Origin of the sequence: Streptococcus sp. SS-4456, assembly GCF_036680365.1 — a bacterium.
Taxonomy (GTDB): Bacteria; Bacillota; Bacilli; order Lactobacillales; family Streptococcaceae; genus Streptococcus.
The window spans coordinates 49,172-64,053 of the sequence record NZ_JAVIHI010000002.1; the positions used below are offsets into that span (position 1 = coordinate 49,172).

13 protein-coding genes are annotated in these 14,882 nt (G+C 43.0%); 1 reads left to right on the top strand and 12 read right to left on the bottom strand.

Annotated elements, in window-relative coordinates; translation table 11 throughout:
* Positions 1 to 9 precede the first annotated feature (9 nt).
* The 4 genes from opp4B to RFK25_RS00895 form a co-directional block, all read right to left on the bottom strand.
* Positions 10 to 966 (bottom strand): oligopeptide ABC transporter permease, encoded by a 957-nt coding sequence (gene opp4B, locus RFK25_RS00880; RefSeq protein WP_332410741.1) that lies wholly within the window; start codon positions 964 to 966, stop codon positions 10 to 12.
* Position 967: 1 nt separating this feature from the next.
* Complete coding sequence (locus RFK25_RS00885; RefSeq protein WP_105118298.1) at positions 968 to 1,909, bottom strand: ATP-binding cassette domain-containing protein; 942 nt, start codon at positions 1,907 to 1,909, stop codon at positions 968 to 970.
* A 3-nt stretch (positions 1,910 to 1,912) separates the two neighbouring features.
* Positions 1,913 to 2,911 (bottom strand): ABC transporter ATP-binding protein, encoded by a 999-nt coding sequence (locus tag RFK25_RS00890; RefSeq protein ID WP_105118299.1) that lies wholly within the window; start codon positions 2,909 to 2,911, stop codon positions 1,913 to 1,915.
* Between the two features lie 223 nt (positions 2,912 to 3,134).
* Positions 3,135 to 4,928: an oligopeptide ABC transporter substrate-binding protein gene (locus tag RFK25_RS00895; protein WP_332410744.1), complete on the bottom strand. Its 1,794-nt coding sequence runs from the start codon at positions 4,926 to 4,928 to the stop codon at positions 3,135 to 3,137.
* Positions 4,929 to 5,141: 213 nt separating this feature from the next.
* On the opposite strand from RFK25_RS00895, the gene pbp3 reads away from it, so the two are divergent.
* Positions 5,142 to 6,383 carry a D-alanyl-D-alanine carboxypeptidase PBP3 gene (gene pbp3, locus RFK25_RS00900; protein ID WP_332410746.1) on the top strand — a complete coding sequence of 414 codons (1,242 nt, stop codon included), beginning with the start codon at positions 5,142 to 5,144 and terminating at the stop codon, positions 6,381 to 6,383.
* Positions 6,384 to 6,594: 211 nt separating this feature from the next.
* Here the strand turns inward: pbp3 and sufB are convergent, their stop codons facing one another.
* The 8 genes from sufB to RFK25_RS00940 form a co-directional block, all read right to left on the bottom strand.
* Positions 6,595 to 8,010 carry a Fe-S cluster assembly protein SufB gene (gene sufB, locus RFK25_RS00905; RefSeq protein ID WP_332410748.1) on the bottom strand — a complete coding sequence of 472 codons (1,416 nt, stop codon included), beginning with the start codon at positions 8,008 to 8,010 and terminating at the stop codon, positions 6,595 to 6,597.
* 136 nt (positions 8,011 to 8,146) lie between these two features.
* Complete coding sequence (gene sufU / locus RFK25_RS00910) at positions 8,147 to 8,587, bottom strand: Fe-S cluster assembly sulfur transfer protein SufU (protein WP_332410749.1); 441 nt, start codon at positions 8,585 to 8,587, stop codon at positions 8,147 to 8,149.
* Positions 8,574 to 9,797 carry a cysteine desulfurase gene (locus tag RFK25_RS00915; protein WP_332410751.1) on the bottom strand — a complete coding sequence of 408 codons (1,224 nt, stop codon included), beginning with the start codon at positions 9,795 to 9,797 and terminating at the stop codon, positions 8,574 to 8,576. The genes sufU and RFK25_RS00915 overlap by 14 nt, the downstream gene beginning before the upstream one ends.
* 3 nt (positions 9,798 to 9,800) lie before the next feature.
* Positions 9,801 to 11,063, bottom strand: coding sequence for a Fe-S cluster assembly protein SufD (sufD, locus tag RFK25_RS00920; protein WP_332410752.1), 1,263 nt, complete (start codon positions 11,061 to 11,063; stop codon positions 9,801 to 9,803).
* A gap of 16 nt (positions 11,064 to 11,079) precedes the next feature.
* On the bottom strand, positions 11,080 to 11,853 hold the full coding sequence (gene sufC, locus RFK25_RS00925; RefSeq protein ID WP_024376584.1) for a Fe-S cluster assembly ATPase SufC: 774 nt from the start codon (positions 11,851 to 11,853) through the stop codon (positions 11,080 to 11,082).
* 79 nt (positions 11,854 to 11,932) lie between these two features.
* Positions 11,933 to 13,120, bottom strand: a complete 1,188-nt coding sequence (locus tag RFK25_RS00930) for a glycosyltransferase family 4 protein (RefSeq protein ID WP_332410754.1) — start codon at positions 13,118 to 13,120, stop codon at positions 11,933 to 11,935.
* Positions 13,117 to 13,839 carry an adaptor protein MecA gene (gene mecA / locus RFK25_RS00935; RefSeq protein WP_105107770.1) on the bottom strand — a complete coding sequence of 241 codons (723 nt, stop codon included), beginning with the start codon at positions 13,837 to 13,839 and terminating at the stop codon, positions 13,117 to 13,119. The genes RFK25_RS00930 and mecA overlap by 4 nt, the downstream gene beginning before the upstream one ends.
* A 125-nt stretch (positions 13,840 to 13,964) precedes the next feature.
* A complete protein-coding gene (locus RFK25_RS00940; RefSeq protein WP_332410857.1) occupies positions 13,965 to 14,804 on the bottom strand; it encodes an undecaprenyl-diphosphate phosphatase in 840 nt (279 codons plus the stop codon).
* Positions 14,805 to 14,882: the final 78 nt, after the last annotated feature.

The window sequence follows — 14,882 nt, forward strand, 5'->3', positions numbered from 1 at the left end:
CTCCTCCTTCTATTTCACACGGATACGTGGATCTACAATACTCATGATAATATCTGAAATCAAGGTTCCCAAGAGAGTTCCCATACCAAATATCAACAAGAGGGCCAAGATAACACTATAATCACGACTAGAAATCGAGTTAAAGAACAACTGACCTATACCTGGATAGGTAAAAATATTCTCGATAAAGATAGAACCGCCGATCAAACCTGTCAATTCATATCCCAAGAAGGATGCAATTGGCAAAATTGAGTTACGGAAGATATGACGGTTGTAAACCACGCGCTCAGGAACACCCTTAGCACGCGCCGTACGGACATAATCTTGGCTCTTAGCATCAATAATCCCTGTACGGAGGTACTGGATGGTTACAGTTGTAGATAAGATGGCCATGGTAATCGCCGGTAAAATCATGTGATGAAGACGGCTGAGTACTGCTGCAAAACCTTCAACGCCACCCCCGATTGAACCACGAGTTGGGAACCAGCCCAAGCTAAAACCAAACAACCACAACATAAGAATCGCAAAAACGAAGGTTGGTGTTGAGAAGGTCAGGAAGTTGTAAACCCCAATCACCTTATCAGCTAGAGAGTTTTGGTAACGACCAGCAATCATCCCCAAAGGAAGAGCGATAGCATAGGTCAAAATCATGGTCAAGAGCGACAACCAAATAGTGTTGTTCAAGCGTTGCATGATAACATCCAAAACAGGTTGCTTAAAGAGGAAACTTTGACCAAAATCACCCTGCAAGAGATTACCAACCCAGCGGAAGTATTGAATATGAATTGGGTCATAGTACCCTGCTGCAATCCGTTTTTGTTCGATAATGGCTGGATCGATATTGGGATCAATCATACCTGTAAAGGGATCCCCCGGCATCATCTTAGCCACGAAGAAAGCGATGACACTCAAAATGATAATTTGAGGAATCATCATGAGCAAGCGACGTAAAACTGTTTTCCACATCTTAGTTCTGACCTCCTTTTGGAAGGGCTACCTGATGAGTTGCTGAGAAGGTTTGTAAATCGTAAACTCGACCCTTTTCATCATAGTATTGACCTTGTTTTTCTTGATACTCTTTTTCAGCAACCAAGCGTTTTTCCTTGTTCTTCAAACGATTAACTGGATCAATCGATGGAATAGCCGACAAAAGTCGTTTGGTATAGATATGCTGTGGATTGTTATAGATGTCCTGCTTGTTACCCGTTTCTACGAAGCGACCACGGTACATGATAAACAATTCGTCACACATATGTTGCACAACACCAAGATCATGAGAAATAAAGAGGTAGCTGAGTTTAAACTCATCTTGGATACGTTTCATATAGTTCAAAACCTGAGCTTGAACAGACAAGTCCAAGGCAGAAACAGGCTCATCGGCAATAATGAGACGCGGATTACTTGCTAGGGCACGGGCAACGCCGATACGTTGACGCTGACCACCCGAAAATTCATGTGGATACTTGATCAAGGCTTCTTCGTTCAGACCGATGGTATCCAAGAGTTGAAGAACCTTTTTCTTCTCCTCATCTGGAGATAGACGGTCAAAGTTACGAATAGGCTCAGCAATAATGTCTAAAATACGTTTTTTAGGGTTGAAACTAGAAAGCGAATCTTGGAAAATCATTTGGACATCACGATTAAAGTTACCTTTTTTACTGCGTGATTTGTTGGTCACATCCTGACCCTCATAGATGATTTGACCAGATGTAGCCCGCTCCAAACCAATAATTGCCTTACCAATTGTTGACTTACCAGAACCTGACTCGCCTACCAAACCATAGGTTTTTCCCTCTTCAAACTCGAGATTGACACCATCCACGGCATAAACATGGTCTGTGACACGGTTAAAGAAGCCACTTCGAATTGGATAATGGACTTTTAAATCTTTTACTTCAATAAATCCCACTATTTAGGCCTCCTCTTCAAAATAGAATGTTTCGTGACAAGTACAACGCACAAAGTGATTTGGTCCTACTTCGTGCATACCTGGATTTTCCTCGTGAGCACTTGCTTCAATCCAAGGAATACGTGGTGCAAAACGGCAACCTTGACGCAACATTTTGGTAATCGGTGGTACGATACCTTCGATAACGTGAAGATCCCCACCTTCGCCACCTGATTGCGGATTTGACTTCAAGAGCGAACGTGTATATGGATGTTTTGGATTGGTAAAGAGTTCCTCAACAGGAGCCACCTCAACAAACTGACCACCATACATAACGGCTACACGATCAGCCGTTTCTGCCACTACACCCAAGTCGTGGGTAATCAAAATAATACCAGAACCTGTTTCTGCTTGAATGTCGTTCAAAAGATCCAAGATTTGGGCCTGGATGGTCACATCCAAGGCTGTTGTAGGCTCATCGGCAATAATGATTGGTGGCTTACAAGAAAGGGCCATGGCAATAATGATACGCTGACGCATACCACCTGACAATTCATGTGGATACTGTTTAAAAGTCCGCTTAGGATTTGGAATACCAACTTGAGCCAGCAACTCCAAAACACGCTCCGTACGAGCAGTCGCATCCAAGTCCGTGTGATAGAAGAGGGCTTCATCAATCTGCGCTCCAATGGTCATCAAGGGGTTGAGGGAAGCCAAGGGATCTTGGAAAATCATCCCAATATCATTTCCGCGCACAGTATTGTACTTAGCTTCATCCATCCCAATTAACTCCATATCATTGTACTGGATACTTCCTGTTATTTTTGTGTTTAATGGATTGTGCAAGCCCATAATGGTCGTTGCCAAAGTAGATTTACCACATCCTGATTCTCCAACGATTGCAAGAATCTCATTCTTTTGCAATGAAATATCAACGCCATCAACAGCATCAAAATAATCATCAGCAATACGGAATCCGACGTGTAAATCTTTAATATCTAAAAGCGGTTTTTCAGTAGCCACGCTTCGTCCTCCTTTGTCTATCGGCTAATCAAGCTCAATCATTTCGAACTCTATAATATCAACATCATCCAGTCTTTGACTAACCAATTCATATATTAAAAAGTAAATTACTCTTTTTTTGTGTACTGGTTCTACTATACCATAATTATCTGAAAATTCCAATAGCCATCTGAAAAAAGCCAAGCAAGTTGGCTTTTTCAGATACTATTTGGATGAAATAGGATTATTCTGCTGCTACACCTTTGTCAGCTGTCAATTCGATATTTTCAAGCGCAATACCTTTGCCTGAAGCTGAACCGTAGTTAGAATCGTAGTTCTTCACACGTTTGTTAAGTGCTGTAATTTCTTCAGATTCAAATGTTGGAATAGCAAATGCTTGCTCATAAGCATATTTTTGCCAAGCCTTGTAGTTTTCAAGGTTTGTTTTCTCATCGAATGAATCAGTAGAGCTAATAGCATCCAACAATTTTGTATTTTCTTCAGATACGAAACGTGACATGTTGAAGGCTGCGATTGGACCCCAAAGTCCTGTTGGGTTTGGATCGTAACCTGTAGACCAACCACCAGCATACATATCAATTGCAGGGTCGTTTGCTTGAAGTGCATCGTAGAATGAGTTAACTTCAACTGTACGGCCTGTGTACAATTCAACGTTCAAGCCGACTTCTTTCCACCAAGCAATGTATTGTTGTACAAGTGCTTCGTTTGCTTCTGTACGTTTGCGAGCTGCAAAGGTAATCTTAAATTCTTTGCCGTCTTTACCTTCACGGATACCGTCGCCATCTACATCTTTGTAGCCAGCTTCATCCAAGAGTTTTTTAGCTTTTTCTGGATCATATGTGTATCCTTCCAATTCAGAATCATGAATATCGCCGAAGAATGAGATAATCAATGATTTTGCAGGGTGGTAAAGTCCATTGTACAATGACTCACCAGCAGTTTTGGTGTCAATTGCATAGGCAATCGCTTGACGAAGATTCACATCATTCATCTTAGCGTTCTCATCCATAACGTTCTTGCCAGCAGCTTCGTCATATTTACCAAAGTTGAATGAAATATATTCGTAAGCTGAATTCAAAGATCCAACGATGTTCAAGTTAGAAGCATCTTTATATGAATCCAATTGGTCAACAGGCATTTCTGCGATATCGTAGTTACCAGCTTTCATCTCAGAAACGATTGTATCAGGTGATACGATATCGATTTTCAATGAACTTGTTTTTGGAGTTGTTCCCTTGAAGAAGTGTTCGTTTGGAACGTAAGTGATAGACTCACCGTTAACAATTTCTTTAATCTTCCATGGACCCATACCTACAAGTTTAGCAGTACGAGAGTACTCGCTCTTTTCCCAATCAGCCACAGGAATATCTTTGTAGATGTGTTCTGGTTGGATATAGGCAGGTACATCACCGCCAGCATACATCATAGAAGGTGACATTTCTTTCACTGTCAATTCTACTGTGTAGTCGTCAACTTTCTTAATACCAGAGATGTCTGATGCTGTTCCAGCCACAAATTCTTCCATACCCACGATGTTCAAGAATTTATCATCAAAACGCACACCTGTGTAGTCTTTGCTTGCCAATGACTTGATTGTGAAGATATAGTCGTTGATTGTGAATGGCTCACCATCTGACCACTTGTAGTCTTTACCAGTCAAGCTAACAGTGATTTTTTTGCCTTCCACATCAAATTCAGCTTTAGCAAGACCTGAATCGTCCAACTTACGATCTCCATCGTAACCAAACATTGAAATATCAACCATTCCACCAAATGTTGAGTCAGTTGTATTTTCAGTCAGCTCGTCAATCAAAAGACCTGAAGAAGTTGTAGGAGATACCCAAGCATAATTTAATTGAGCACCAGAAACAGCTGTTCCATCTTGAGAAACATCTGATGGGAATGACAAGTTTTGTTCTGATGAACTTGATGACGACTTAGCACCACAAGCTGCTAAAACAGATGCAGATAAGAGTGTGATGCCTGCTAAGGCAAAGAGTTTTGTTGTCTTTTTCATAAAACACCTCTGTTTTTCTTTTTCTATGACATATAATCTAATGTCATTATGAAATTTATTATATCATAAAATTTTCTTAAATAAAGTCTTTTTGTCAGAAAATTTTGTAAAAACATAAATTTTCATTATTTTCTATCATTTTTCATGTTTTTTCCTTATTTTTCTTACAATCCATGTGATATAATGGAAGAAATATCAGATAAAGGAATGTTTATGCGTAAGTTAATACTTCTATTATTGGCAACCTTTAGTTTTCTTATCGGAGGCCCCGCTGTCCTAGCGGACGATTTCTCGGTAGCAGCTAAACACGCTATCGCGGTTGAGGTTGATTCAGGAAAAATCCTTTTTCAACAAGATGCTGAAACCAAAGCCAGTGTCGCCTCCATCAGTAAGCTCTTAAGTGTCTACATGGTCTACGAAGCCTTGGAAAAAGGAGAAATCAACTTGGATACCATGGTGGACATTTCAGACTACTCCTATAGCTTGACTGCCAATATCGAACTCAGTAACGTCAACTTGGATGAGCGCACTTATTCTGTCCGTGATCTATTGAATGCCTCTCTCATCACTTCATCCAACAGCGCCATCATTGCTCTGGCTGAAAAAATAGCGGGTAGCGAAGCTGCATTTGTGGACCGAATGAAGGCAAAAGTTCAGGAATGGGGCATTACAGATGCTAAAATCGTTAACGTTTCTGGATTGGATAATGCTGATTTAGGAGGAAATATCTATCCTGGTTCCAGTACTGAAGATGCCAATCACTTTTCAGCACTCGATATGGCTATTATTGCACGTCGGCTCATTCTTGACTATCCGCAAGTCCTAGAGATTACCTCACTCAACGCCTATGACTTTGGTGGCTATACCTACTATAGCACCAACCAAATGCTGAGTGACGGAACCCATGCTCGTGGGGGAGTGGACGGTTTAAAAACAGGGACTTCAAACTCTGCTGGTTCAGGTTTCTTGGCCACAACCCAACAAGCTGGTATGCGTATCATTACAGTAGTCCTCAATGCCACGGACGGTTTGGCTATGCCTGATAATCGTTTTGTTGCAACCAATGATTTGATGAACTATGTCTATGCCAATTTTTCACGGGTTGCAATTGCCGAAAAAGGAAAAACCTACAACAATAGTAAAATTAAGGTCTTTAACGGAGAAAAGGAAACCAGTCCCGTCGTTGCTGCTGCAGACTTATACGTCGTTCAGCGCAACCAGACAGAATTGACTGCGTCTGCAAACTTTATCCCTACTACAAATGAAATCGATGCCCCCTTGACTGCTGGTAGCGTTGTTGGAAAACTACAATTAAAAGACCAAGACTTGATTGGAAAAGGTTATATTGGAGAGCAAGCCAGTGTGGAAATGGTCCTCCCAAATGATATGGAAAAAGCTCCTTGGCCAGTTTCCTGGTGGAATAACTTCGTTCGATATGTGAACGAGAAATTATAACAAAAAATACTATGCCAGATAAGCACTCGGCATAGTATTTTTATGTTATAGGTTTGTAGAGTTCCTGCAGGGAGCGATGTCAGTAGGGTAATCTAGTCTCCCAGACTATGTTATTTATAGAGAAGAGCGATTTCCATCGCTCCTTATTTCCAACCTCGGTTGGAGATTTTTAGGCTTTTAGCAAACTCATGTTTGCTAAATTGCCAAAAATCTAACCAACCGAGCCCTCCATCTCATAGGCAATCAGTCTGTTGAGTTCGACTGCATATTCCATTGGGAGTTCTTTGGTGAATGGTTCGACAAAGCCCATGACAATCATCTCTGTGGCTTCGGATTCGGATAGGCCACGGCTCATGAGGTAGTAGAGTTGTTCTTCTGAGATTTTTGATACTTTGGCTTCGTGTTCCAATGCCACTTGTGAGTTGTGGATTTCATTAAATGGAATGGTATCTGACTTGGAAATATCATCCATGATAATGGTGTCACACTCGATGTGGCTAATCGACTTGGCTGAGTTTTTAGCAAAAGTCACTTGACCACGGTAGTTAACTTCTCCACCGCCACGGGCAATAGATTTGGATACGATAGAAGATGAAGTCCGTGGTGCATTGTGAATCATCTTGGCACCGGTGTCTTGGACCTGACCCTTGTTGGCAAAGGCAATGGACAACATAGTACCACGGGCTCCTTCGCCTTCCAAGTAAACTGCAGGGTATTTCATGGTCGTCTTGGCACCAAGGTTTCCGTCAATCCACTCGACTGTGGCATTTTTCTCAGCACGAGCACGCTTGGTTACCAAGTTATAAACGTTGTCAGACCAGTTTTGAATGGTCGTGTAACGCATATAGGCACCTTCGTGGGCAATGATTTCCACAATAGCAGCGTGGAGGCTGGCCGTTGAGTAAGTCGGAGCGGTACAGCCTTCTACATAGTGAACACTTGCTCCTTCATCCACGACGATGAGGGTGCGTTCAAACTGCCCTGTTCCTTCATTGTTGATACGGAAGTAGGTTTGCAACGGAATATCCAGCTTTACACCTTTGGGTACATAGATGAAGGTTCCACCTGACCAAACCGCTGAGTTGAGGGCAGCTAGTTTATTGTCTGACGGCGGAACAAGTTTTCCAAAGTATTTTTTGAAGAGTTCTGGATGTTCCTTGAGGGCCGTGTCGGTATCTGTAAAGATAATGCCGTGCTTATCGTACTCTTCCTTCATGTTGTGGTAAACAACTTCTGATTCGTACTGGGCAGAAGCACCTGCTAGATAGGCACGCTCAGCTTCTGGAATACCGATGCGCTCAAAGGTTTCCTTGATTTTGTCTGGCACATCATCCCAGCTGCGTGCTGGCTTATCCGACGGTTTTTGATAGTAAACAATATCGTCAAAATCCAGTTCAGACAGGTCAGCTCCCCAAGTCTGCATAGGCATTTTCTTGAAGGTTTGGTAGGATTTCAAACGGAATTCCAACATCCATTCTGGCTCACCTTTGATACGGGACATTTCACGAATCACTTCTTCGCTCAATCCCTTACCTGTCGAAGCCACCAGTTCCACATTTTCATCATGGAAACCGAATTTATATTCCCCAAGGTCAATCGGGGTTGGTTCAATTCTTTCTTCTGACATAATATAAGATACTAAGCCCAAAAAGTATGAGATTGGCAGTTTCGCTCACTTCAATGCTTACTGGGCCTGTTCAATTCCAATCAGAAACTGAACAATCCTTTCTATATAATTTTCATTTTTGTTTATTCGATGATGCTCAGTAAGCACCTTCACTTCGTTCGATTGCTTTCTTAATGGCGTTCCACGGTAATGTGGCACATTTGATTCGTTGGGGGAATTTGGCAACCCCTGCGAGGAGGGAGGCGTCCCCCAGTTCCTTCTGGCGTGGGTCTTCTTGGCCTTGGACCATTTGTGAGAAAATTTCTGCTAGTTCTTGAATCTGACTGATTTCTTTGCCAAGTACTGCTTCAGTCATCATAGAAGCCGATGCGGTTGAAATGGTACACCCAACTCCGTCAAAAGCAATATCGGTAATCACATCTTTTTCAATCTTGACTGATAGTTCAATCACGTCACCACAGGTTGGGTTGTGGAGCTCTAACTTTTCCACTCCGTCCAAACTTCCGCGGTGACGAGGCGACTTGGAGTGTTCAGACACAACTGCCATATAAAGAGAGTCTAATCTAGATAGGGCCATTGAAAAACTCCTTTGTCTTGATAATTGCCTCGACCAACTTATCACAGTCGGCCTTGGTATTGTAGATGTAAAAACTTGCTCGTACAGTAGCAGGCACCTGCAAATATCTGAGAAGCGGTTGGGCACAATGGTGGCCAGCCCGCACAGCAACACCTTCATAGTCCAGAGCAGTTGCCACATCGTGTGGATGCAAGTCATCCAAGTTAAAGGCAATAACTCCCGTCCGCTTGGACAGGTCCTGACTACCATAAATGGTCAAGCCTGGAATAGCCTGCAATTTTGGAAAGACATAGTCAACCAGTTCTGCCTCGTGGGCCTGGATAGCGTCCATGCCAATTTCAGTCAGGTAATCAATGGCCGCTCCCAGTCCAATCGCACCTGCAATATTGGGCGTTCCTGCCTCAAACTTCCAAGGCAATTCCTTCCAAGTAGCTGACTGCCCATAGACAAAGTCAATCATTTCACCGCCGAATTCAACTGGCGACATGAGATTGAGCAATTCTTCCTTGCCGTAGAGAACGCCAATTCCTGTCGGTCCTAACATTTTATGACCTGAAAAGGCATAGAAATCCACGTCTAATTCTTGCACGTTGACGGCCATGTGGGGAACTGATTGGGCTCCGTCCACCACCAAGTAGGCACCGACTTGATGCACCAGCTCTGCTATTTCCCCAATAGGAGCCACGCTGCCTAGGACATTGGACACATGAGCTAGAGAGACGAACTTGGTCTTTTCGGAGAGCATGGACTTGAGGCTGTCCACATCCAGCTCGCCGTCTTTTAGGGTTACATAGCGGAGCTTAGCGCCTGTTTGCTGACAGGCTTGCTGCCAAGGGATGATATTGGAGTGGTGCTCTTGGACCGAGATTATCACTTCCTGGTCTGGCTGGAGAATTTCTCTGGCAAACTGAGCCACCCAGTTAAGACTGGTGGTCGTCCCTCTGGTGAAGAGGATTTCCTTGCTAGACTTGGCCTGGATAAAATCAGCCACCTTCTGACGAGCTGCCTCGTAGCGAGCCGTTGCCCGTTCCGACAGGGTGTGAACGCCACGGTGGACATTGGCATTGTCCTTCTGGTAATAATCCGCCAGCACATCTAGTACCTGCTGCGGTTTTTGAGTGGTCGCCGCATTGTCCAAATAGACCAGCGGCTCATCGTTAACAACTTGGTCTAGGATTGAAAAATCCTTGCGAATGCGTTCCAAATCCATATCTTATCTCTTTGTTAGTTTTTCTTCAATCACGGCAATCAGTTGGTCACGAACTTCCTTAACAGGAATTTCTGTAATGACTGCACCAAGGAAACCACGAACAACCAAGCGTTCAGCAGTTGCTCGGTCCAGACCACGACTCATAAGGTAGTACATATCTTCTGGATCCACCTGACCGATTGAGGCTGCGTGTCCAGCTGTGACCTCATTCTCATCGATAAGGAGAATTGGGTTAGCATCGGAGCGAGCCTTGTCAGACAGCATGAGGACACGGCTTTCCTGCTGGGCATCCGCTCCTTTAGCACCGCGGACAATGTGTCCGATGCCATTGAAGGTCAAGGTTCCACTTTCTAAGATAACCCCATGTTGCAGGATGTGACCGACCGAATTATGTCCATAGTTAGTCACGCGCGTATCCACACCTTGGACCTGACGGCCTGATGAAAGACCAACAACCTTGAGGTTGGCATGACTGCCATTTCCTTTTAATTCGCTGTCCAAATCGGCAATCACATTTCCTTCGTTGAGAAGACCAATGGCCCAGTCAATGCTGGCATCGTTTCCGAGATAGCCACGGCGGTTGAGGTAGGTATCCAAGTGCTTGCCAAGTCGGTCAATGGCTGCAAACTTGATTTGGCTACCAGCAAGGGCGATTACTTCCACGACAATATTGGCTGAAGTCGTTGCTGCGCCGTCGCCCAGACTTTCAAAGCGTTCTAGATAATTAAGCTTGGCATTTTTTCCAGCGATGATGAGGACACGTTTATTAAAAGCAACTGGACTGGTGCTGTCTTGGTAGAAAAGGGCCTCAACTGGCTGGTCGATTTCAACATTGTCTGGCACGTAAAGTACCGCTGTTGCGTTGAAATAGGCTGTGTTGTAGGCTGCTAATTTGTGCTCATCGTAGGCTACGGCAGCGCCGAGGTATTTTTCAAGCACATCAGGAATGACATCCATGGCTGAGGCAAAATCTGTAAAGACTACACCTTTCTCTACAAGGTCAACCGGCAACTGTTCTAGAATCGTTTGGCTGCCAACCTGTACCAACATAGGATAGTCACCGATAGCTGTAAAATCTGGCACAGCCCCGATTTCATTATTTGTGGCTAGGCTTCCGTCACCAAGGTTCCAACGGTGAAACTTGACCCGCTCGATAACCGGCAAGTCCAGCTCTGCTATTTTGTCAAAAGCCTTAAGGCGCAGGTCTGTCAACCAAGTTGGTTCTGCCTGCACGGCCGAAAATTCTTGAATCTTTTCTTTGGTCATAGCTTCCTCCAAAGACTTAAATGTCATCTTCTTTGTAGTCGATGCCAAGCTCTGCTGCAACTTGGACATACCCTTCTTTTTCCAAGCGTTGTGCCAATTCTGGTCCGCCTGAAAGCACGACACGGCCTTCCATCATGACATGGACAACGTCTGGTGTGATGTAGTTGAGCAAGCGTTGGTAGTGGGTAATAATCATGGCACCGAAGCCTTCACCACGCATAGCATTGATTCCTTTTGACACGACTTTTAGCGCATCGATGTCCAAGCCTGAGTCAATCTCATCAAGAAGGGCAAAAGTTGGTTCCAACATGAGTAATTGCAGAATTTCATTGCGTTTTTTCTCACCACCTGAGAAGCCTTCGTTGAGGTAACGCTCTGCCATTTCCTCTTTCATGTTAAGGAGCTCCATCTTTTCATCCAACTTGGTGATGAAATCACGGACAGAAATCTTGTCTTCGTCTTCCTTACCAGCGTTCATTGCGGCACGAAGAAATTCCGCATTAGTAATCCCTGGAATTTCTGACGGGTATTGCATGGCCAAGAAGAGTCCCATACGGGCACGTTCATCGACTTCTAATTCCAAGATGTTGACACCGTCAAAGAGAACTTCCCCTTGGGTCACTTCGTAACTTGGATTACCCATGATAGCTGCGGAAAGGGTGGACTTGCCTGTTCCGTTCGGTCCCATGATGGCTGCAATTTCACCTGTTTTGAGGGTCAAATTGACACCTTTGAGGATTTCTTTACCTTCGATTTCAACATGAAGGTCTTTGATTTCTAATACTGACATCGTATACTCCTTTATTTATTATCTTTCTCATTATATCAAAAAAAGAGCCTAAGGGCTCTCTTCTTGTTTAGAAAGATTCTTATTTTCTTTTCTTGGCTTGCTGCTTACGAAGACAGCGCTTTTCCTTACAATCCGCTATGCGTTCCTGACGATAACTGCTATTTCCAATGAATCGAAGGAGATTGAGTAGGGGCATGCGATTTTCACCAAAAATACCTATCAACTCACATAAGACCTCTACACCCAGTCCCATGGTTAGAACCAAGAGAACACCACCTAGACGACTGGAAACATTAAGCAAGAGCGAAGTCAAAGAAAATAGGAAGGAAATGGCATAGATAACTAAAACTGTACCACGATGAGTCAAGCCTAGAGATAGCAAACGATGGTGTAAATGCATCTTATCCGCCTCTGAAATTTTTTTTCCAGACAATTTTCGACGGATGATGGCTACAACCGTATCTGTAATTGGAACCCCCAAGATAATCATGGGAGTAACCACCGCAACTGCTGTAGAATTTTTCAATCCTTGCAGAGATAGCACTCCAATCATGAAACCTATAAAGAGAGCTCCGGTATCACCTAGATAAATAATAGCTGGATTATAATTATAAGGCAAAAAGCCTATAATAGCGGCCACCAGAATAAAAATAGTCAGGGTCAAAAAGATATTGCTATCATGTAAGAAAAAGTAGGAAACAATTCCCATGGTCGTCAATGAAATGATAGACACCCCTGACACCAAACCATCCAGACCATCGATCAAGTTGACCGCATTAGTAATAGCCACAATCCACAAGACAGTTAAAAAGAAGGATAGCCAGCTTGGAAAAATGAGCAAGGGCCCACCGAATGGGATCTTGAAGCTATCAAAATGGAATTCCGTAAAAAACCAGATCAGGGTTGCTGCAAGAACAATTCCAAACATCTTTGGAGCTGGACCCAACTCCTTCACATCATCAATATAGCCTGTAATGATGATAATAAGCGAGGATACAATCAAGGGCAAAACATAGTGCAGGTAGGTTCCGTGATAATTGATGTGGGTGACAATTCTCGGCAAAAAGACCAAGGCAGCTAAGGCAAAAGCTATGAAGATAGCCAAGCCTCCAGCCGATGGCATGGGCACCTTGTTGATTCTACGCGCGTTTGGATTATCCACTGCACCTACTCGGAGAGATAGGAACCTGACCAAAGGGGTCGCAAAAGCAGCTACAACCATGGTCGAAATGATGACCATTATATATTTTAAAGCAAAAGGCATCATAGCAAGGAAACCTTCCTAAGTTCCTCTAGGGCTGCAACTGGCAAGAGGGTCACCCCATGTTCCTGCAAGACAGGTCTAGTTAACTTAGTATCATTGGCAAATTCCAACATACGCGCCAGAAGATAGTCAGGGTAACGCTTAGAACGTTCCTCGATATTGATCAAGACAGTCATATAGTAATGACCGTCCATCTTATAAAGCTCCGATTCTTCGATAGGGTAATCTACCGTTCCTACAAAAGCCATCAGTTCATCCATGTTAGGAAAATCAAGGATGTAATAGATGTAGCCTTCTGACTCACTCTCCTCAGCTTCCTCAGCCTTTTCAACTTCTTCCAAATGACGAACAGCATCCATATCCTTACTGCTTCGCTCTCGAGCAGTCTGCTCCAGATTCTTGAAAAATTCATCCGGGCTCATGCTGGAAATATCACCAAAATCCGACAAGTCTGAAAACTCATCAAAATTCAAATTCTGATCTAAGTCAGACTTGGTTACAAAAATATCCACCCGATCTGGTTTAGGAGTGACACGAAAACTCAACATCCCACTTTCTCGGAAGGTTAAAGGCAATTCTAATTCGTCCAAGACGGTATAGAAAAATTCTTCTGTCTTTTCTTGAGGAATGAGGAAGTCAGCCAGCTCCATCCCTCTTTCTTCTAAATCATCCATTTTTATAGTGATTTTCAAGGTCGAATCACTAATTTGTTTTACTTTCATACTTACCTCATACTAATGAATAGGTGCCGAAAAATATAGCATTCATTTTCAATTCTCATACATATCTCTTTCCATTATACTAAATGACTGCTTGAAAGACAAAAGAAAAGCAGGTTGCCCTGCTCTTAAAACAAAAATGTAATAAAGGAATAGACTAGCAAAATCGCTCCCAAAACAATGCGATAATATCCAAATACTGTGAAGTCATTTTTCTTCACAAAATCCGTCAAGAAGCGAATAACGACCAATGATACCAAATAGGCTGTCAAACTTGCAACAAGTAGAATTATTATTTGATCAAGTGTCAAGCTGTTGCCATCCAAGAAGTATTTTACGGCTTTCAAACCACTGTAACCAAACATAGTCGGAATGCCGAGGAAGAAGGTAAAGTCAGCTGCGACTGAGCGACTTGTCCCAAGAATTATTGCTCCAAGGATAGTAGCCCCAGAACGACTGGTTCCTGGAACAATACTTAAAACCTGGAAACAACCGATCAGAAGAGCAGTTTTATAAGACATTTTAGATAGGTCTGTCACCTGCGGTTGTACATCTTTATTTCGATTTTCAATCCAGATAAAGGCTAAACCATAGACGATTAAAGCAATTGCAATAGGCACCATGAAGTTAAAATGCGCTTCAAACCAACTATCCAATGGAACAGCTATTAGAATAGAAGGCAGGCAGGCTATGACAACCTTTGCCCACAATTGCCAGGTCAACTGAATCTCACGCTTGGTCTTACCCGGCTGGAAAGGGTTTAATTTTTTGAAATAGATGGTCATAACTGCAAGGATGGCTCCCAACTGGATGACGATATTGAACATTTCTACAAAACTAGCACTTTGGTTGAGCTTCATAAACTCTTGAACCAAAATCAAGTGCCCTGTTGAAGAAACAGGCAACCACTCAGTCACCCCTTCAACAATTCCTAAAAAAATGGCTTTCAACAATTCCAAAATCATAATAAACTCCTTTTTATCAATTCTAATTATTATACCATAAAAAAATAATACAATGATAGTTCAAGGATATTGAAATTTGTC